This is a genomic window from Pseudomonas sp. efr-133-TYG-103a (genome assembly GCF_030209235.1).
Classification (GTDB): Bacteria; Pseudomonadota; Gammaproteobacteria; order Pseudomonadales; family Pseudomonadaceae; genus Aquipseudomonas.
On the sequence record NZ_JARVSK010000024.1, the window covers coordinates 1 to 18,805 of the forward strand.

General features: G+C 60.5%; 18 protein-coding genes and 1 pseudogene. 6 read left to right on the plus strand and 13 right to left on the minus strand.

Translation table 11 applies throughout. The features are described 5' to 3' along the window. A partial coding sequence (locus QRN36_RS19350) for a hypothetical protein (RefSeq protein WP_285425548.1) occupies nucleotides 1-197 on the plus strand: 197 nt, incomplete at its 5' end. Nucleotides 198-254: 57 nt separating this feature from the next. On the opposite strand, the gene mksF is transcribed toward QRN36_RS19350, so the two are convergent. Genes mksF through mksB form a run of 3 tightly spaced genes read right to left on the minus strand, consistent with a single transcriptional unit; the run spans nucleotide 255 to nucleotide 5,060 of the window. Next, nucleotides 255-3,089 (minus strand): Mks condensin complex protein MksF, encoded by a 2,835-nt coding sequence (mksF, locus tag QRN36_RS19355; protein WP_285425549.1) that lies wholly within the window; start codon nucleotides 3,087-3,089, stop codon nucleotides 255-257. Next, on the minus strand, nucleotides 3,086-3,793 hold the full coding sequence (gene mksE / locus QRN36_RS19360; protein ID WP_285425550.1) for an Mks condensin complex protein MksE: 708 nt from the start codon (nucleotides 3,791-3,793) through the stop codon (nucleotides 3,086-3,088). Before mksE ends, mksF begins: the two co-directional genes overlap by 4 nt. Then, nucleotides 3,783-5,060, minus strand: coding sequence for an Mks condensin complex protein MksB (gene mksB / locus QRN36_RS19365; protein ID WP_093462618.1), 1,278 nt, complete (start codon nucleotides 5,058-5,060; stop codon nucleotides 3,783-3,785). The genes mksE and mksB overlap by 11 nt, the downstream gene beginning before the upstream one ends. 144 nt (nucleotides 5,061-5,204) lie before the next feature. Between mksB and QRN36_RS19370 the strand changes: the two genes are divergently transcribed. Next, nucleotides 5,205-6,014, plus strand: coding sequence for an energy transducer TonB (locus tag QRN36_RS19370; protein ID WP_285425551.1), 810 nt, complete (start codon nucleotides 5,205-5,207; stop codon nucleotides 6,012-6,014). Continuing rightward, the gene (gene rimI / locus QRN36_RS19375; protein ID WP_074759276.1) at nucleotides 6,007-6,459 is read left to right on the plus strand and encodes a ribosomal protein S18-alanine N-acetyltransferase; all 453 of its coding nucleotides are present in this window, start codon (nucleotides 6,007-6,009) and stop codon (nucleotides 6,457-6,459) included. Before QRN36_RS19370 ends, rimI begins: the two co-directional genes overlap by 8 nt. Nucleotides 6,460-6,594: 135 nt before the next feature. Here rimI and QRN36_RS19380 read toward each other — a convergent pair whose 3' ends face one another. Next, nucleotides 6,595-7,008: a serine kinase/phosphatase gene (locus QRN36_RS19380; protein WP_285425552.1), complete on the minus strand. Its 414-nt coding sequence runs from the start codon at nucleotides 7,006-7,008 to the stop codon at nucleotides 6,595-6,597. A 152-nt stretch (nucleotides 7,009-7,160) separates the two neighbouring features. Between QRN36_RS19380 and can the strand changes: the two genes are divergently transcribed. Beyond that, a complete protein-coding gene (gene can / locus QRN36_RS19385) occupies nucleotides 7,161-7,802 on the plus strand; it encodes a carbonate dehydratase (protein WP_285425553.1) in 642 nt (213 codons plus the stop codon). Nucleotides 7,803-7,950: 148 nt separating this feature from the next. On the opposite strand, the gene QRN36_RS19390 is transcribed toward can, so the two are convergent. From QRN36_RS19390 to QRN36_RS19405, 5 genes and pseudogenes are all read right to left on the minus strand, one after another. Further along, nucleotides 7,951-9,117 (minus strand): hypothetical protein, encoded by a 1,167-nt coding sequence (locus QRN36_RS19390; protein ID WP_285425554.1) that lies wholly within the window; start codon nucleotides 9,115-9,117, stop codon nucleotides 7,951-7,953. A 178-nt stretch (nucleotides 9,118-9,295) separates the two neighbouring features. After that, nucleotides 9,296-10,171 carry a methyl-accepting chemotaxis protein gene (locus QRN36_RS27665; protein ID WP_373568772.1) on the minus strand — a complete coding sequence of 292 codons (876 nt, stop codon included), beginning with the start codon at nucleotides 10,169-10,171 and terminating at the stop codon, nucleotides 9,296-9,298. Next, nucleotides 10,154-10,969 (minus strand): annotated as a pseudogene (locus QRN36_RS27670) (MCP four helix bundle domain-containing protein); the annotation flags it as partial. The pseudogene QRN36_RS27670 and the gene QRN36_RS27665, both read right to left, overlap by 18 nt. Nucleotides 10,970-11,165: 196 nt before the next feature. Next, nucleotides 11,166-11,816 (minus strand): HD domain-containing protein, encoded by a 651-nt coding sequence (locus tag QRN36_RS19400; protein ID WP_285425556.1) that lies wholly within the window; start codon nucleotides 11,814-11,816, stop codon nucleotides 11,166-11,168. 92 nt (nucleotides 11,817-11,908) lie between these two features. Continuing rightward, nucleotides 11,909-12,373: an Lrp/AsnC family transcriptional regulator gene (locus QRN36_RS19405; RefSeq protein ID WP_285425557.1), complete on the minus strand. Its 465-nt coding sequence runs from the start codon at nucleotides 12,371-12,373 to the stop codon at nucleotides 11,909-11,911. Between the two features lie 123 nt (nucleotides 12,374-12,496). Here QRN36_RS19405 and mdeB point away from each other — a divergent pair, with 123 nt between their 5' ends. After that, on the plus strand, nucleotides 12,497-15,202 hold the full coding sequence (mdeB, locus tag QRN36_RS19410; RefSeq protein WP_285425558.1) for an alpha-ketoglutarate dehydrogenase: 2,706 nt from the start codon (nucleotides 12,497-12,499) through the stop codon (nucleotides 15,200-15,202). A 107-nt stretch (nucleotides 15,203-15,309) separates the two neighbouring features. Here the strand turns inward: mdeB and QRN36_RS19415 are convergent, their stop codons facing one another. From QRN36_RS19415 to QRN36_RS19430, 4 genes are read right to left on the minus strand one after another with little or no spacing between them, the layout of a single operon-like run. After that, on the minus strand, nucleotides 15,310-16,197 hold the full coding sequence (locus QRN36_RS19415) for a metal ABC transporter substrate-binding protein (protein ID WP_285425559.1): 888 nt from the start codon (nucleotides 16,195-16,197) through the stop codon (nucleotides 15,310-15,312). Nucleotides 16,198-16,223: 26 nt separating this feature from the next. Continuing rightward, nucleotides 16,224-17,093 carry a metal ABC transporter permease gene (locus tag QRN36_RS19420; RefSeq protein WP_285425561.1) on the minus strand — a complete coding sequence of 290 codons (870 nt, stop codon included), beginning with the start codon at nucleotides 17,091-17,093 and terminating at the stop codon, nucleotides 16,224-16,226. After that, nucleotides 17,090-17,842, minus strand: a complete 753-nt coding sequence (gene aztA, locus QRN36_RS19425) for a zinc ABC transporter ATP-binding protein AztA (RefSeq protein WP_285425562.1) — start codon at nucleotides 17,840-17,842, stop codon at nucleotides 17,090-17,092. Before aztA ends, QRN36_RS19420 begins: the two co-directional genes overlap by 4 nt. Next, a complete protein-coding gene (locus tag QRN36_RS19430) occupies nucleotides 17,839-17,976 on the minus strand; it encodes a hypothetical protein (RefSeq protein ID WP_177182087.1) in 138 nt (45 codons plus the stop codon). The genes aztA and QRN36_RS19430 overlap by 4 nt, the downstream gene beginning before the upstream one ends. A gap of 177 nt (nucleotides 17,977-18,153) precedes the next feature. Between QRN36_RS19430 and QRN36_RS19435 the strand changes: the two genes are divergently transcribed. Further along, a complete protein-coding gene (locus tag QRN36_RS19435; protein ID WP_285425563.1) occupies nucleotides 18,154-18,756 on the plus strand; it encodes a flavin reductase family protein in 603 nt (200 codons plus the stop codon). Nucleotides 18,757-18,805 lie beyond the last annotated feature (49 nt).

The following is an 18,805-nucleotide window of genomic DNA, read 5'->3' on the forward strand; positions in this document are numbered from 1 at the left end:
TCGTCAAGATTAAATTCCAGAACCCCATTTGCGAAAGCAGATGGGGTTTTGTTTTTGCGCGTGAAAAATCTGCGGCGTCTGCCCCCTATCGTCTAGCTCTGCAACTCCGCTTCACCCGTTACGGGCTATCATTCGTCGGCTCACGCAATTCCCCACGCTTTGCTGATGCGCTATTCGTACCCGGCAGTACAAGATAGCGCTCATAAAAAACCCCGCATCGCTGCGGGGTTCAGTTAACGCTCATACTATCTGGGTTACTCAGCGGTTTCCGCCGTAACTTCAACGGCCTTTACCGCTGTGACTTCGTCACGACGACGAATGTGTTTCCAGTCCGCTTCGTCGATATAGATCCCGGCTGGTCCACTGCCACCTTCAAGGTCGATTGCGACATGGGCCGAGACCTGCGGCTTTACGCTTGCCAGGATCGGCACGAAGCCCAGTTGCAAGCTGGTTTCAAGCAATGCAGCCTGGTTTCGTTCGTCGATGTCCGCTGCTTCGTCCAGGTAATAGGGCAAGCGCACACGACCGGCTTGTTCGCGATCCATCAAGTGCAACAACAAGTACATGTTGGTCAGCGCTTTGATCGTCATGGTCGTGCCATTGGATGCCGCGCCATCGATATCAGTGTGGATAACCGGTTGGCTGTTGACCTTGGTGATTTCGAATGCAAGTTCGAAGAGGTCTTTGAGACCCAGCTGGTTATGGTTGGCAGCCACGAGGCGCGCCAGATACTCCTTCGCTTCCTCGTTCTTATTATCTTGCTCAGCGCTTTGGCTCAGATCGAACACAGACAGCGTTTCGCCTTCCTCGTACTGACCGGCGCTGTGGATAATCTGATCGATGTGCTTGAGCGCTTCCTTGTTTGGGGCAAGGACGATACGGAAGCTTTCGAGGTTGGAGACTTGGCGGCGGTTGATTTCACGGTTGAACAACGCCAGTTGATGCTCGAGGCTGTCATAGTCGCTACGGATATTGCGCAGCGTGCGGGCGATATCGGTGACAGCCGCACGGCGGGCCTTGCCCAGTGTCAGCGCTTCGTCCTGGCGATGCGCGTAAGCATTGATCAGCAACTGGAGGCGACGCTCCATGTCGTCTTCGCTGTCGAATTTCGCCACGCCTTTGAGACGCACCTGCGCGTACAGCGCCTCAATCTGGCCATCGCAACGCAAAAGTCCTTGCCAGCTGTCCTGGTAATCGTTGAGCAGCGGCAGCAGGTTTTCGAGCGAGTCGTCCACCGGTTCCATGAACGGCGTGCCAAACGGCAGGTCTGCCGGAAGCAGTTGACGCCGACGCAACGCATCGTCCAGCGTGCGTTGCTTGGATTCGAGGTCGCCAATCTGGCGACCCACCAACTGCAATTTTGCCGACAGTTGCTGGACGCGTTCGGTGAATGCGTCGCTGGAACGTTTGAGTTCGTCCTGCGCTGCTTCCATCTGCGCGAGCTGTTCGAGCTTCTCGCCTTCCTCTGCGCTCAGCGTCTGTGTACGGCGGAAATCTTCCAGCGCCTTTTGCGCATCCAGCACCTGCTGGTAAAGCGCTTCGGTCTGAGTCTTGCTCGCTGCTCGGTCAGCAGCAACGGCTTGTTGCGTTTTGAGTTGCTTGAGTTCTTTCTCCAGACGCTCTTTCTGATCACGCAGGGCAGCACGATCGGCCAGCGCTTGCAGGGCAGGCGGCTCGATGTGGGACAGGTTGATCGACAGGCCCGGCACTTCGAAGCGCTCGCCCTTGAAACCGTCAAGGATTGCTTCGAGCGATTTGACCCAGGCCTCCCCGTCGTCCAGTGCGATGCCTTGTTCGCCCAACGGCAAACTGAACAGCGCGCTGTTGAACAGACGCATCAAACGCTCGACATCCGGTTGCGAGAACTCTTCGCGCAGCCGGGCGTAGCTGTTGTTGTCTGCGTGATCGAGTTGCTGTTTGACCGACTTCAGGCGCTTTTCCAGATCGCGCAGGCGCTCATCCAGATCCTCGGCGCTGAACTGACGCGACTGAGCCAGCGCACCGGCCAGTTCGTCGTGCGCGTCTTTTGCAGCCAGCAGCTGTTGCTCCAGCGTTTTGACATCGTCTACCAAGGCAAAGCGGTTCTTCAGCACGGCCAGCTCGCCGATCCAGCGCTGAATATTGCTGATCTCACGCTCAAGCCGCATCAGCTCTTGCGTGCTGCCGCGTTGATCGTTCTGCAGGGCGTCCTGCTCGCCGCGGTAGTGCTCGGCCTGAATGACCAGCTCTTCCTTGCGCGCGTTGGAATAGTCCTGCCACGTGCCCAGCAACGAGTCGAGCAGCGGCGACAGGCGATGCAGTTTACCGCGCAGGATGTCGCGTTGTTTTACGCCGTTGGCCAGCGCCTCGACCAGCGGGCCGGCGAGCACCAGCGCGTTGTAGTCCTGCTCCATGCGGCGTACGTCGCGGAAGGCTTCTTCGCACGCGGCGATGTAATCCACGCTGCCGGAACGCAGGCTGTGCTCGAACGCGTCGAGGAACAGCTGCTTGAGCTTGGCGGCGGTGATTTCGCGCATGTGCAGCAGGTTGATGAACAAGGCGCGGAAGGTCTTCAGGCTCTGTTCGCTGGTGGAGCGCAGCGGGATCAGCGTCAAGTCCAGAGGAATCGACGTGTGTCCGCCCACCAGCAGGCGACGCAGTTCGTCAGGCTTGAGTTCGTAGGCCTTGAGCCCCTGGCTTTCCAGATTGGTGAACAGCTCTTTCTGACGCAGGCAGGTGTCATTCTTCTGGTAATGAGCCAGGTCCAGCTTGCCGGCATAGGCGAAGAACTGGTGCCCGAAACCGCCACCCGGTCCGCGGCCGACCACGCCGATAACGTGCGGGCCGTGGGGCAGGGCGACCTCGACCAGGATGTAACTGGTGTCCGAGGCAAAATAGAAGCGACGCGACTGATCCAGGCTGTATTTGCCGAAACTCATGTCCGACATGCGCGCCAGAATCGGGAATTGCAGCGCGTTGATCGACGCACTCTTGCCCAGGTTATTCGCGCCATAGACCGACAGCGGGTGTTCCAGCGGAAACAGCCCGAGGCTGTAACCGGCAGTGTTCAATAGCGCGAAGCGGCGGATGCCGTAGCGTTCCTGGCTCATGCGTCAAGCTCCTGTTCTTCGGCGATCGCGCGGGCAAGGGCCTGTTCTTCGGTTTCTTCAGCGTCATCAAAAACGGTCAGATCCAGTGGATCGTCGGTCTGCAGCAGCTTTTCATCGCTGTCATCATCGATCAGCACCGGCGTCGGCAGGGGCAGATCGCTATGCAGACTGGCAGCCAGATCGCGGTCTTGCTGGACCGACAGGCAGACATCGAGGAAGCGGTGCATCGGCGGCAGGAAGCGATAGATGCCGACCTCTTCGGCAGCAAAACCAAGCTGGGTCATGCGGCGCATGATCTTTTCTTCCAGCTCTTCCTGCGTCTGCACTTCGGCCTGGAGGAACAGATCGCGGTACTTCTCGAGCAGCGATGGCAACTCGTCGCGCCCCAGACTCCCGCCATCGAGCACGGCGACCGGGTCGCGGCCCTGATCGGCCAGATGCTCGACGAGAATGAAGGTGAACAGCGCCAGGCGCTGAGCGGTCTTGTTGACCTGCGCGGCAGCCAGGTCCGGCACGAAGTAATAAAAGCCGCGTGTGTCACAGATCAGCTCGAAGCCCAGTGCCTTGAACAGTGTGCGGTACTGATCCTGGAAGTTGGACAGTTGCGCATACAGCTCAGGGTCGCGGCGGCTGATGTGGTAACCCTTGAACAGCTCGCGAAAGATGGGCGCGAGCTGGGACATTTCGGATAGATCAAGATGCATGGGCGGTGCCCTCGGAATTCTCTGGGTTTGCGTCTTTGCTCGAGAGCAGGGCGAAGGAGCGCAGGCTGACGCGGTGCTCCTGAGTCAGGTATTCGCGGCGTTCGAGACGCTCGCGCTTGAAGCGTTTTTCCCGCGACAGGCGCGAGAACCAGTACAGCAATTCATCGGTTGCGCCGGTCGGTTCCTGCTCCAGCAGCCAGACCATCAGATCCGGCATGGGCAGCGCCTCTTCACAGCGCTCGACCATTTCCTTGACGGTGCGCGGCGCACGCGGCGGCTCGCCCTTGCGGGTGAGACTGGCCTTGGGAAAGCGCGCAGGTTTTGGCTCGAAGCGCGCCAGGGCGTAGACGTACGCTTCGACCTGGTTCGCGCTGCCGAGAAAGGTGCTCTGCGGACGCGTGAACATGGGCATGGCGGCCTGCGGAACGGCGTCGATGCCTTTGCGGCGAATGGCTGAAAGAGCAAGCGCCGCCCCTCGAGTGACGGCGTTGTGACGACGTGCTTCTTCACGCAGCGGCAGCAACAGCTCGCGGGCATGACGCAAGGTCAGCTGAGCGCTGGTCTGCATTTCTAGAATGCGCGCATGGGTGCGCAGAAGCATGTCGTCATCGACCAGTTGGCCCAGGCGTTGCTGGTCGGTGAGCATGCGCAGCAGCACGTTCTCGACCTTGCGCACCCCTTGCTCGAACGCGCCATCGGCATTCACCAGCTGAATCATCGGCTCGACGTATTCGTCCCACGTCGCCAGTACCTCGGCGTAGCGCTGACGCAGCGGGATCTGGCGATCACTGGTCTTGGCGCGTTCGGCCACCGAGACCAGCGCCTGTTCATCGTTGGCCAGCTTCTTGAGGACGTCGCGCACGCGCATGTCCAGTAGCCGCAGTTGGCGGGCAAGGTCATTGGCATCACGGGCCTCGAACGCTTCCTGAATGTAACCGGCCAGTCGTTCGAGGTGACGCAGATACGCTTCGATTTCCAGGCACAGGCCCAAGCGGTGTTCACGGCGCAGATACGACAGAAAATCGTGAATCTGCGCGTTGAGCTCGAACCGGTTCGGGCTTTTCGCCACGGGAACCAGGATGTCGAGACGAATCCACACGTCCAGCAGGTTGGTGATGTCCTGAGGCGTGCTTTCCAGTTGCTGGGCGGCCAGTTGCAGTCGCAGTTCGCTCAGGCTCAGGGTGCCTTGGTCGAAATGCTCGCACAGTGGCTCAAGAAGCGCCCAGTGTTCGGCAAGGGCGCGCAGGACGCGCTTAGGTTCGATCATCGGATGGCCGCTGGTTGGCAAATAAAAGCGGCAATTGTACTGCATCGTCGGGTCTGGTTTTCACCCTCAGTCGATCAACTGCGGCGTGATTCGTCCAAGGCCTGTAGAATCCCCCTCCTGAATTCATCCACAGGTGGCTGACCTTTGCTCAACGAGCCTCGCCGTCGCGCTTATCTGACCGCCATGCAGGTGGTCAGCTGGCTGCCGCGCACCGAATTGCCATTCGCCGCACCCTCGCGCGCAGAGCTGCTCGCGCCGCTGCCAGCGCTGGTCGATACGCCCGCGCAGGTGGTGCAACCGGCTGCCGCGTTGCCTGCCAGCAACGAAGCACTCGCGGCGAGCAGTACGCCGGCGGCCCGCACGGTCGAGCGGCCGAAGATCGAGGTGCCGCGCCCGTCATCCTCAGTCAGACCAGCGGCCAAAGCCGATGAGGATGACGCTGCGCCTGCGGTGGTCAAGGCCGCTGTCGTACCGCCGCCACGCTTTGCCTTGCAGCTGTTGCGCGCGGGCAGTTGCCTGCTGCTCGTCGAGCTTGCCACCGGCGAGCCGTTCCAGAGCCGCGATCCTTCATATCTCCTGCTCAAGGACATGTTGCGTGCGGCCGGTCTGCCGGACAGTCCGCAGATCATCGGCGAGCCTGTGCGCTGGCCCTTGCTGGTGCGTGGCCAAATGGATCAAGGGCCTGAGGCTGCGCGGGATTTCGTTCAGGGTTTCCTGTATGCCCGTGTCGAAGAACAGCCCTGCACATGCTTGTGGCTGATCGGACTTCCAGCGGTACGTTTTGCCGCCGAAGCCGACGCCGAATCCTACAATCTCGAGCTCCAGGTCGACGGCCTCGGGCTGGCCTGGGCGCTGCCGGGTCTTGAACTGTTGATGGACGAGCCTCAGCGCAAGGCCGATGTCTGGCGCGCCATGCGTCGATTGATGGGCCGTTGGAAGAGCGTAAATGAGTGATGCCGTAACGTTTCGCCGCATGACCGAAGCGGATCTGGACGCTGTATTGAAAATCGAATATGCCGCATTCAGTCATCCATGGACGCGCGGTATTTTTCTCGATGGCCTTAAGTCGTATGAAATCTGGCTGATGTTCGAGGGCAATCAGCAGGTCGGGCACGGCGTGATCAATGTGATCATCGACGAAGCGCATTTGCTGAACATCACGGTCAAGCCGGAGAGCCAGGGTCGCGGGCTTGGCCTGTTGCTGCTCGACAAATTGATGAAGCGGGCCTACGAACTCAATGGGCGCGAGTGCTTCCTTGAGCTGCGTGCCAGTAATCAGTCGGCCTACCGATTGTATGAGCGCTATGGGTTCAACGAAGTCGGCCGACGTCGCGATTATTACCCGGCAGTCGGCGGTCGCGAAGATGCGTTGGTGATGGCGTGTACGTTGGTCGATTAGGTTTTTGATGGTGCGGCAAGCTTGCTCGCGCTGACAATGCGACAACCGCCGAAGACCAGGCCGATTGCAGACGCCTTCGCGAGCAAGCTCGCACCCACAGGAACAGTTCAATCAGACGACTGATGCTCTGCCGACTCAGACGCCAGGTTTGCCATCCAACGGGTCGAGAATCGCCATTTCTTCCTCATCCAGACCATCGCCACCACCGATGTCGTCTTCGTCGACGATACTCAAATCGAAGTCCGCAGGGCCGCCTTCGCCTTGTTCCCGCGCCGAGCGCGCGCCGTCTTCATCGATCAGCGTTTCCGGGCTCATGTCATCGTCGGTGGGATTGTGGTCGTCGGTCGAGGCGCCGGTCATCCCGGCTTCTCTGACGCGCTCGTCCGGGATATAGGTTTCCAGCTCGTCGGCAGGGATCGTGTCACCGATTCTGCCGCTCGGCTCATTGTTGTCGTTGAAGTTGAGCTCTTCCATCGAGCCCATGCGGTCTTCGTTGTCATCGATGGGCTCAGGTTGAGTAGCACCGAAGGGGCGGCGTGGATCGTTCATGGCAAAATCCTCATTGTTGGCGGTCATAGTTGGGTGGACCTGACGTGCCGGTGAAGATTCCCTCCGGTTCTCGATCGGTAGTGGCCCTGAAGGCGTGACCTGAAGCGCCGAGCCCCAGTCATAGCTGAGCATCATTTCCGAGGCATCAACGCATGAACGAACTACAAGACTTGATCGACAACAACGAACGTTGGGCTGCCGCCATCAAGGAAGAAGACCCCGAATTCTTTGCCAAGCTGGCGCGCCAGCAGACGCCTGAATTCCTCTGGATCGGTTGTTCGGACGCTCGTGTCCCCGCCAATGAAATCGTCGGCATGCTGCCAGGCGATCTCTTCGTCCACCGCAACGTTGCCAACGTCGTGCTGCACACCGACCTTAATTGCCTGTCGGTCATTCAGTACGCGGTCGATGTGCTCAAGGTCAAACACATCCTCGTCACCGGCCATTATGGTTGCGGCGGCGTGCGTGCATCGATGCAGGATCGCCAGTTCGGCCTGATCGATGGCTGGCTGCGGACCATCCGCGACCTCTACTACGAGAACCGCGAAGTGCTGGCCAAGCTGCCCACCGAAGAAGAGCGCGTAGATCGTCTGTGCGAGCTGAACGTCATCCAGCAGGTGGCGAACGTCGGCCACACCAGCATCGTGCAGAACGCTTGGCATCGTGGCCAGAAACTGTCTATCCACGGCTGTATCTACGGCATCAAGGACGGCCGGTGGAAGAGTCTGAACGCGACCATCAGCGGCTTTGAGCAGTTGCCACCCCAGTATCGGTTGCGTCCGCTCGGGGAGTGATGGCCTGACGGAGCCCGGTTAATGCGGCGCGATTCTCACGCGTCAGTCAATGGCGGGCGCGAGCCTTGGATTGCGCTTTGTCTGACCTGAGTCTCAGGTAGAAAAAGCGCAGCCATGGGCAAACGCGATCTCTGCCGGCGAGGCGGTGTCAGATCTTGACCTGCTTCATTTCAGGCAGCGGTTTCTGCAGCTGCTTGAGCTGGCGTGACACAGTCCCCGTGCGGCATTTGGCAGCTGCCTGATCGGGCTTCATCTTGCGAACCGAGGTGTAGAACAGCTTGCAGGTCGAGACCTTGTCGGTCACCTGCCAGCGGGTCATGCACTGTTGCAACAGTGCCGCTGCATCCGCTCCCGGTTTCTGGCCCATGCCGGCTTGCCAGCAAGCGGCGCTCAAATCCTGCCCCATCACCTTCAGGCCAGCGTCGTCGGCCTTGGTTTCGTCGCCGCCATAATTGCTCTTGTCCGCTGCATACCAGATATAGCTGGGATGATTGGCGCCAATCACCGAAACCGCCTGTCCGGTTGCGGGGCTGATCGTCGCCAGGCCCAGCAAAGGCACGTCGACCTTATATTGCTCCTTAATCCAGCTGCGTACAGGCGCACCAAAGGCGACCATCGGCAGCGAGGTACCTGATGAACGCTGGCTGACCTGCCTCACCATGGTTGTCTGGTAATCATTGAAGTAGCTGTAGACGCCTTCCAGATCCTTGCCTGCATTGGACGGCGCGGCGATTGGCGCGATGTCGATAATGGTTTGATAGGCCGGCGCCTGATCGGCAGGGATGTCGTTGTCGGTGAGCAGTTCAGCCCAGCGATCCGTGGTGGCCGAGCGCAGATAATCCTGCGCCTGGGTCAACGAATAATCAGGCGGGAAATGCAGCAGTTCGACGCTTTTGCGGTTTTCCAGTGCCATGCCCAGCGGCAGGAACAGATACCAGTTGTAGGCAAACTTCCCGTCTGCATTGAGTTTTGTCGCACCGGCATACGCCAGATCGCCCGCATCCAGTAGAGCAGTCAGCGGCTTGTCGTAGCCATCCGGTACGCCGCTGATGTCCGCGTAAAGCGCATCGCTATCCGTGCGCACTGTCACTTTGGCGGCGGCGTACCCGTCGCGCTGCACGCTCTGCGTCAGGTAATGCTCGACCGTTTGCCCGAGTGTCCAGTCGCGAAAGCAAATGACGTTGCAGTTGTTGGGATAAGCGAAAAGACGAGTGACACGTTCCGTGCTGCCCAGCTTCACGCTGACGTCCGCCTGAGCCATGAAGCTCAGCGTCAAGGCGGCGAGGGCGATACTCAATGATGCGGTTTTGGTCATGCTCATGTCCTTGTTGGCGTGGCCATCCCTCTGCGTGGATGGTGTTTCAATGATGAAACACTTCAACATGGCTGGAAATGGATTCAGACGTGAGCCAGGGAGATTTTTGCACGCGCTTGAGACATCCGTATCGGGTGACAGCGATGACGTTGCCGCGCCACCGCTGCCAAGCGCAGGCTTAAAGGACGAAGCGTTGAACCATCGTGTTCAGATCAGTCGCGAGCATTGCCAGGGCGTTGCTCGCCACGGTCGTCTGCTGCGCACCCGATGCCGATTGCGTTGACAAGTCGCGGATACTGCTCAGGTTGCGGTCGACCTCATGCGCCACCTGCGCCTGTTGCTCGGCGGCGCTGGCAATCAGCATGTTGCGATCGCTGATTGTCGACGTCGAGCTGATGATCACCGTCAGTGCCTGGCTGGTAGCGGCCGCCTGCTCAAGCGTCTGACTGGCCTGCGCCGCCGTGACGCGCAGGGTTTGCGCGGTGTCCTGAGTGCTTTTCTGGACATCGTTGATCAGGCTTTCGATTTCCGTCGTCGAAGCGCTGGTGCGTTGCGCCAGTGAGCGGACTTCGTCGGCCACCACGGCAAACCCGCGACCTGCCTCGCCAGCGCGGGCAGCCTCGATGGCCGCGTTGAGCGCGAGCAGGTTGGTCTGGTTTGCGATCGCGCGGATGACTTCCAGAATCTTGCTGATGCTCAGGGTACGCTCGGCCAGGCCGTCGGCCTGATGCGAGGAATCAAGCACGTTGTCGGTCAGCTCCTTGATCGAGTCGATCGTACCGGTCAGGCGCAGACGACCTTCAGCGGCGGCCTCGTTGGAGGCCTTCGATTCCGTCGAGGTATTGCTGGCGTTGTCGGCGACTTCCACCGCCGCCTGGCTCATCTGGTTCACGGCCACGGCGGCCTGTTCGATCTCATCGTTTTGCGCTTGTAGGTTCTTCGCGCTGGCCTCGGCGATCGCGCCCATTTCCTGTACCGACTGGCTCAATTGGCTGGCAGCGGCGTAAATCTGATCGATGGTGCCGTGCAGGTTGCCACGCATCTGACCGAGCATCTTCAGCAACTGCGCGGTCTCGTCCTTGCCCTCTGCAACGGGCTGGGGACTCAGGTCGCCTTCGGCGATGGTGCTGGCGATCTGCAGCGACTGACGCAGCGGTCGGATGATGCTGACGCTGAGACGCCAGGCCAGCAATAATGTGAGCACCAGCGCCACGACGATGGCGCTGACGGCGATGATCCGGGTCTGTTGAAAACGGCTGCCAGCGCCCGATACTGCGGCCGCCGCGCCTTGCTTGTTCAGCTCGCGCAGCAGTTGAACCTGCATGTCCATCAGGTCGCCCTGCAGGCTCAAGCTGGTGTTGAGCAGCATTCGGGCATCCTCGAGTTTGCGTTGCTCGATCAGGGCGATCTCGTCGTGCAGCCCCGGCATGAATGCGCTGTAGGCGTCTTGCAGGGCCTTGATCGAGTCGCGCTCGGTGCTGTCGGTGGCATGGGCGAGGTAATCACTGAAGCCTTTCTCGACCTCGTTCTTGAGCTGTTCGACGTTGATCTTGCTGGTGACCACGGCGCCCGGATCGTCAGCGTTGGCGATCAGTCGGGCGCTCTCTCCGCGCAGCTTTATCAAGTCGATGGCAATTGCGTCCGCCATGGCAATGCTCGGCAAGGTGCCGCTTTCAACGGCTTCTCCCTGATCGCGGATGCTCTGCATCTGAAACAGGCAAAATGCGCCGAGGGCCACTAACAGCAAAGCCGTCACGCCAAAGCACAACACCAGCCGCTGAGCGATCCTGAAACGCCGCAAAAAGGCGGGCCTGGACGAAGCACGAACTGAACGACGCAATAACCTTTTCACTGCAAACCAATCCCATCGACGAATTCACCGGAGACTTGGTTATAGAGACGTTCCATGATGTCTTTGTGACATCGGAGCTGGATTGTTGCAGATTTGTGGTGATTTGACGGCATTCCGATGAGCGGACGTTTTCATCCCTTCGGCTGCACGCACTTTCAAGCAGCTGCATGAGCGACTGGGTGCGCCACGCGTGTGCTTACCCGCCGATTTCTTCCATGAGTTCCTGCAAAAACCGCTGTGCGCGATCGTGTCTGATCCGGGCCATTCGCTTGCCGGTAGTGGTCTGAAAGCCTTCGGCCAAGGTGAAGATCTTGGTCTTGAAGTGGTCCACCGCGAAGCGTTTGTCATCCAGCGCCCGTCGTTCGGCCTGTGGATCGGAGGGATCGTAGAGATGGCTGCCCATGCGCCCTGACACGTAAAACAGCCGGGCGACGCCGATCATGCCGATGGCGTCGAGGCGGTCGGCGTCCTGGAGGATTTTTGCTTCCAGCGTATGGGGCGTGATGTTGGCCGAGTAGCTGTGGGATTCGATGGCGTGGGCGACCGCCTGCGTGCGCTCCTCGTCCCAGCCCATTTGTGACAGAAGCTCGGTCGCCTTGGCGGCTGCCAGACGCGAGGCGCTGGAGCGAAAGGGTGAGTTTTTCTCGATTGCAACGCAGTCATGCAGCAACGTCGCCGCCAGTAACAACTGAGGATCGCCGCCTTCCTTGTCGCGAATCGCGCAGACATTGCTCCAGACCCGATGCAGGTGCGACACATCATGAGAGCCATCGACTTTTTCAGCCACGGTGTGTGGGATCAGCTTGTTGGCAAGGTCCTGGAAGGGCGCGAAGGAGAGGGCGGTCATGGAGGGTCCTTTCGATGCGGGCTGGCGGTCGTGGCCAGCATAAGCAAATTGACCGGCAAGGCGGGTTTCGGTTCGTCGCGCCCGCGAGGCGTTCACGGCCGCAGTGGCAGGGCGGTTTTGTAGCGGACCTGTTTGAGCGACAGGCTGGAGCGGATTTTTTCGACTTCCGGCATCGGCGACAGGCGCTCGATGATGAAGTGTTCCAAAGCCTGCATATCGGCCATGACCACCCGCAGCAGATAGTCGGCGTCTCCGGTCATCAGGTAGCACTCCATCACCTCCTCGCACTCGCACACGCGGCGCTCGAAATTCTGCAGGGCCTCGCGGCTCTGCTCCTTCAGGCTGATGGATATGAAAACGTTCAAGCGCAGGCCCAGGTGCTCCGGCGCAAGCAGCGCAACGTATTCCCGGATGCAGCCTGATGCTTCCAGCGCCTTGACCCGCGCCAGGCAGGGCGAGGGTGACAAGTGCACACGTTTGGCCAGTTCGACGTTAGAGAGGCTGCTGTCGCGTTGCAGTTCTCTGAGTATCTTCAGGTCAGTGCTGTCGAAATTCATCGTGCTTCAATCCGCCGATTTTGAAGTTTTTTATGCTGAGCATCATCGTTCTTTTCCCGCAGATCAGTCATTAAAGCTGCGACTTCAAGCATAGACTTTTCGGTAAATAATACGGAGGTGTCTATGAGCCATTTCGAGTCCGGCATCCGAGCCGCCGCTGTTGAGCGCAGTCATCCTGATCACCAGGAGCTGACCGAGTGGCGGGACGCGCTGTTGTCGCTGGCTGAAAATGCCGGGCCCGAACGCGCTCGCGAGATCCTCGACATGCTCGCCGCGGTGGCCCGCGACCCGAAAATCGGCTGGCAGCCTGCTCACGGCACGCCCTACATCAACACCATTGCTGTGCATCAGCAGCCTGCGTTTCCGGGAGATCTGGCTCTCGAAGAACGTCTGGCTTCAATCATGCGCTGGAACGCGCTTGCGATGGTCGTACGCGCCAATCAGGCCTACGGTGAGCTGGGCGGGCACATCGCAAGCTACGCCAGCGCGGCGGATCTGTTCGAGGTCGGCTTCAACCATTTCTTCCGTGCGCAGAGCGACAATCCCGGCGGCGATCTGGTGTTCTATCAGCCGCATTCGGCGCCCGGTATCTATGCGCGGGCGTTTCTGGAGGGGCGTCTGGACGAGGACGATCTGGCTCATTATCGCCAGGAGATCGCCGGCCCACGCGCAGGCGCACGCGGTCTGTCGAGTTATCCACATCCATGGCTGATGTCCGACTTCTGGCAATTTCCTACCGGATCGATGGGCATTGGCCCGATCAGCTCCATTTATCAGGCGCGCTTCATGCGCTATCTGCAGCATCGGGGCTTGCAGGAAACGTCGGCCCGGCATGTCTGGGGCGTGTTCGGCGATGGTGAAATGGACGAGCCGGAAAGCATGTCGGCACTGACGCTGGCGGCGCGTGAAGGTCTCGATAACCTGACGTGGGTGGTCAACTGCAACCTGCAACGGCTCGATGGACCGGTGCGCGGCAATGGCCGGATCATCGACGAACTGGAGGCGCTGTTCAGCGGCGCGGGCTGGAATGTGATCAAGCTGGTGTGGGGCTCGGACTGGGATCCGCTGTTTGCGCGTGACGCCGATGGCTCGCTGGTGAGAACCCTGTCGCAGACGGTCGACGGTCAGTTTCAGACGTTCGCCGCCAAGGATGGCCGCTATAACCGCGAGCATTTCTTCGGCCAGAGCGAGGCGTTGGCGCGACTGGCTGCTGGCTTGAGCGATGAGCAGATCGACCGGCTCAAGCGCGGTGGGCACGATCTGGTGAAGATATTCGCGGCCTACGACGGCGCATTACGACACAAGGGACGGCCGACGGTGATTCTTGCCCAGACCAAAAAGGGCTTCGGCATGGGCGAAGCGGGGCAGGGCAAGATGACCACGCATCAGCAGAAGAAACTCGATCGCGAGGCGCTGCTTGCCTTCCGCAACCGGTTTCACCTGCCGCTGAGCGACGATCAGGCCGAAAACCTCAGCTTCCTCAAACCCGACGCCAGCAGCGCCGAAATGCGTTATCTGCGCCAGCGTCGTCAGGCGCTCGGAGGGCCCATGCCCAGTCGCAAGCATAGGGCCGAGTATGTCGGCGTCCCGGCGACCGACCGCTATGCCACGTTTGCGCTGCAAGCGCAGGGCAAGGAAATGTCGACCACCATGGCGTTCGTGCGCATGCTCGGCAACCTGCTCAAGGATACGCAGCTTGGCCCGCGCGTGGTGCCGATCGTGGCGGACGAGGCACGCACGTTCGGCATGGCCAGCCTGTTCAAGCAGATCGGAATCTATTCCAGCGTCGGCCAGCGCTATGAGCCGGAAGACATCGGCTCGATCCTGAGTTATCGCGAAGCCATCAATGGACAGATCCTCGAGGAGGGCATCAGCGAGGCCGGTGCGATCAGTTCGTGGGTGGCGGCGGCGACCAGTTATTCAACTCACGGTTTGCGCATGTTGCCGTTTTACATCTATTACTCGATGTTCGGTTTCCAGCGCGTGGGAGATCTCATCTGGGCCGCCGCAGACCAGCGCGCCCGAGGGTTTCTGCTGGGCGCAACGGCGGGGCGGACGACGCTGGGCGGGGAGGGGTTGCAGCACCAGGACGGCTCAAGTCATCTGATGGCGGCGACCGTACCGAACTGCCGCGCCTACGATCCGGCATTTGCGAGCGAGCTTGCAGTCATTCTCGACCATGGCATGCGTCAGATGCTTGAGCACGATGTCGACGAGTTCTACTACGTGACGTTGATGAACGAAAACTACGCACAGCCTTCGCTGCCGGACGGGGTCGACCAGGCGATCATTCGCGGCATGTATCGCTTTGACGAGCATGTGGTCGAGAAGCCAGCTGGGCGGGTTCGCCTGCTCGGCTCAGGGACGATCCTGCGCGAAGTGATCGCAGCGGCTCAGTTGCTGGCGCAGGACTGGCGCATCGAAAGCGAAGTCTGGAGCGTCACCAGTTTCACTGAGCTCGAGCGGGAGGCGCGCGAGGTCGAGCGCTGGAATCGACTGCATCCACAACACGCCCGGCGCGTCAGCCATCTGGATGCGTGCCTGCCTCAGGGCGCACCGGTGGTTGCTGCATCCGATTACGTACGAGCCGTTCCGCAGTTGATCGCCGCAAGCGTGGCGAGCAACTACACGGTGCTGGGTACGGACGGTTTCGGCCGCAGCGACACTCGCGCGCAGTTGCGCAGTTTTTTTGAGATCGACCGGTTTCACATCGTACTGGCTGCAATAACCGCATTGATGGGTGAAGGCGCAGTGTCGGCGGATCTGGCGGCTCAGGTGATCGAACGCTATGGAATTGAGGTCGACAGCGGCGAACCGTGGGCGCGCTGACCGAGGCGCCTGGCGCTCGACGCAGTGGTTGCAGACCGGTCAGCCCGAAAACGGCGCCGCACCGGTTTGATGGCAACCCCGGTGCCTGGGGGGGGGCGCTGACGGCCTTACTTGCCCTGCATCGCCGCGGTCAGCTTGTCGACGTTGTAACGAAACATCTTCACGTAAGTCGACGCCGGGCCGTCGGCCGGGGACAGCGATTCCACATACAGCTCGCCGCCAGGATGGGCGCCACTGGCCTTGGCGATCTGCTGGACCAGGCGGGGGTCGCCGGAGTTCTCGAAGAAGTAAGCGCTGACCTTTTCCTGCTTGATCTGATTGATCAGCTTGCCAACGTCAGCGGCCGACGCTTCGGTTTCGGTGGAGAAACCCAAGGGTGACAGAAAGGTCACGCCATAAGCGTCGCCGAAATAGCCGAAGGCATCGTGTGACGTGAGGACCTTGCGTTGTGCGACCGGGATGGCATTGATCTGCGCGCGAGCATAGGCGTCCATGTCCTGCAGCTGGGCGATGTAGCGATCACCGTTGGCTTTGTAATCGGCAGCGTTTTCCGGGTCCGCTTTCTGCAGCGCCTTGATGATATTTCTGACGTAGACGACGCCATTCACTGCACTGTTCCAGGCATGCGGGTCGGTGATCTTCTTGCCGTCTTCCTCCATGCTACGGGTCATGATGCCGTTGGATAGCACCACCGGCTGGCCTTTGTAGCCGGACGCGGTGATCAACCTGTCGAGCCAGCCTTCCAGGTGCAGGCCGCTGACAAACACTACGTCAGCTTTTTTCAGCGCCTGTGCATCATTGGGTGTCGGTTCGTACACGTGCGGATCGCCATTAGGGCCGATCAGCGAAGTGACATGCACGTGTTCGCCGCCGACGTTATGCACCATGTCGGCAATGACCGTGAATGAAGCCACGGTTTCCAGGGTTTTTGCCTGGGCGAAGTTCGCCAGGCCCGACAACGCCAGCATGGCGGTCAGCAACGTCAAACGCTTCATGGGATTTCCTTTCGCTAAAAGAACGATCAGCCGGACAGATGAACCCTCGGGAACAGACGGCGCAGAAAACCGCTGCGTCCAAAGAACAGTGAGAACACATAAAAACCGCTGGCGGTCAGCACGATGGCCGGCCCCGACGCGACGCTTGCGTGGTAGGACACGATCAGGCCGATGAAGCCCGACAGGGTAGCGACCGCTGTCGAGATCACGATCATGCCGGTCAGCGAACTGGACCAGAATCGCGCCACCGTGGCGGGAAGCATCATCATCCCGACGGCCATCAGCGTCCCCAGCGCTTGGAAACCCGCGACGAGGTTGAGCACCACCAGCAGCAGAAACAACACGTGATACAGCGAGCCGCGACCGCCGACCGCCCGCAGAAATCCGGGATCGAAACATTCCAGGATCAGCGGCCGATAAATCAGTGCCAACAGGATCAGGGTGAACGAAGCGATACCGCCCACCATGAAGATCGCTTGATCATCGATGGCCAGAATGGTGCCGAACAGCACGTGCAGCAGGTCCACGTTGGAGCCGTGCAGCGAGACGATCAGTACACCGGCGGCCAGCGATGTCAGGTAGAAGCTGGCGAAACTGGCGTCTTCGCGCAGCGTGGTGAAGCGGCTCACCAGTCCGGACAGCAGCGCCACGGCGAGTCCGGCGATCAAGCCGCCGAAGCCCATCGCCGGCAACGACAGCCCTGCAAACAGGAAGCCCACCGCTGCGCCGGGCAGCACCGCGTGGCTCATCGCATCGCCCACCAGACTCATGCGACGCAGCATCAGCAGCACGCCGACCGGCCCCGAGCCAATGCCCAGCGCCAGACACGCCACAAGCGCGCGGCGCATGAACCCGAAATCGACGAAGGGCTGAATCAGCAGGCTGTACAGCGTCACAGTGAGGTCTCCTCATCGATTGCGCACGCCTGAGCGTCCGGGCTCCAGTGTTCAGCCATGTTCTTGGCCCGGCGCAGGTTGTCGGCGTGCAGAATGTCAGCGGTGTCGCCCCAAGCGATGGTTTCGCGCGCAAGAAGCAAGGTGCTGGGGAAATGCTGGCGCACTTGCTCGATGTCATGGAGAACGGCGATGACCGTGCGGCCTTGGCCGTGCCAGTTGCGGATCAACGTGAGCAGGTCGCGCGTGGTGCGCGCGTCGATGGCGGTGAAGGGCTCATCGAGCAGGATCACCGAGGCATCCTGTAACAGCAGGCGGGCAAACAGGACGCGCTGAAACTGGCCCGACGACAGCGAGCCGATGCTGCGCTGTTCGAAGCCGTCCAGCCCGACGGCTTGCAGGGCTTGCCGCGCCTGCTCGGCATGTTTGCGCGTCACACCGCGAAACGCTCCAATGCTGCGCCATGCGCCCATCATCACGGTGTCGGCAACGCTGAGCGGAAAGCTGCGGTCGATCTCGGCTGCCTGCGGCAGGTAGCCGATATGCCGCGTGGCCAGTGCGCCACGATCGACGCGTCCGAGTGCAGGCTTGAGCGTGCCGGCGATGGCCTTGATCAGCGTGGATTTGCCCGCACCATTCGGCCCGACGATCGCCGTCAGACTGCCCGCGGCAAACCGACCGCTGACGTGATGCACAGCCGGGCGCCGCTCATACGTCACCGTCAGGTCGTGAAGATCGATCGCGGCACTCACGGAATTGCCACCGCCCAGGCGATGCCCAGCCAGAGCACCGCCAGCAGAACCAAAGCGACCAGCGCCCGCTTGCCGGCCGACTGGGCCAGCGCTGAGGCTGCAAGCGTGGGGGAACGTCGAAGGGGAGATTTCACGAATGATCAGGCCTGAAATGTTTTGTTATAGTATTACATCACCTTTTTTAGCCGCGAGGGAAGGGCTATTTTTCGTCGGTTCAGCAAGCGGACAGTCAGACGTTGCGTGCGGTATTTTCCTGCGTACTCAAATCCCTGTAATTTCCTGAACAGATTTTCTTTTCCGGGATTGTTTCCATGACCGCTTCTCATCGACGTTCAGTACCTTTGGCCAAGTGCTACCGCCTGCTCAACCACGGCCCGACCGTGCTGATCAGTGCAGCGCATGCCGGGCAGCGCAATATCATGGCGGCCGCGTGGGCGATGCCACTGGATTTTCAGCCGCCGAAGGTAACGGTGGTGCTGGACAAAGCCGTGTGGACGCGGCAATTGCTGGAGGGCTCAGGCACCTTCGTGATCAATGTGCCGACGGTCAGTCAGGTCGATATCGTCGAAACCGTCGGCTCCACGTCCGGCCTGGAAATTTCTCATGAGAAGGACGTCGACAAGTTCACGGCTTATGGGCTTGAAACATTCGCGGGTGGGGTCGTCGATGCACCGCTGCTGGAAGGCTGTGCGGCCTGGCTTGAATGCCGTTTGATGCCGGAACCACACAATCAGAATCAATACGACCTGTTCATCGGCGAAGTGGTGGCGGCCTGGGCGGACGAACGCGTGTTTTCGGATGGGCACTGGCATTTTGCAGGTCATGATGAGCTGCGCACGCTGCACCATGTGGCGGGTGGTCACTTCATGGTGATCGGCGACGAAGTGGTGGGCAAGGTGCTGGAGCGGCCCTGAAGCCTCGTCCGTTCGCCAGCGTGCCCCGTCAGAATCGAGCGGGGCACGT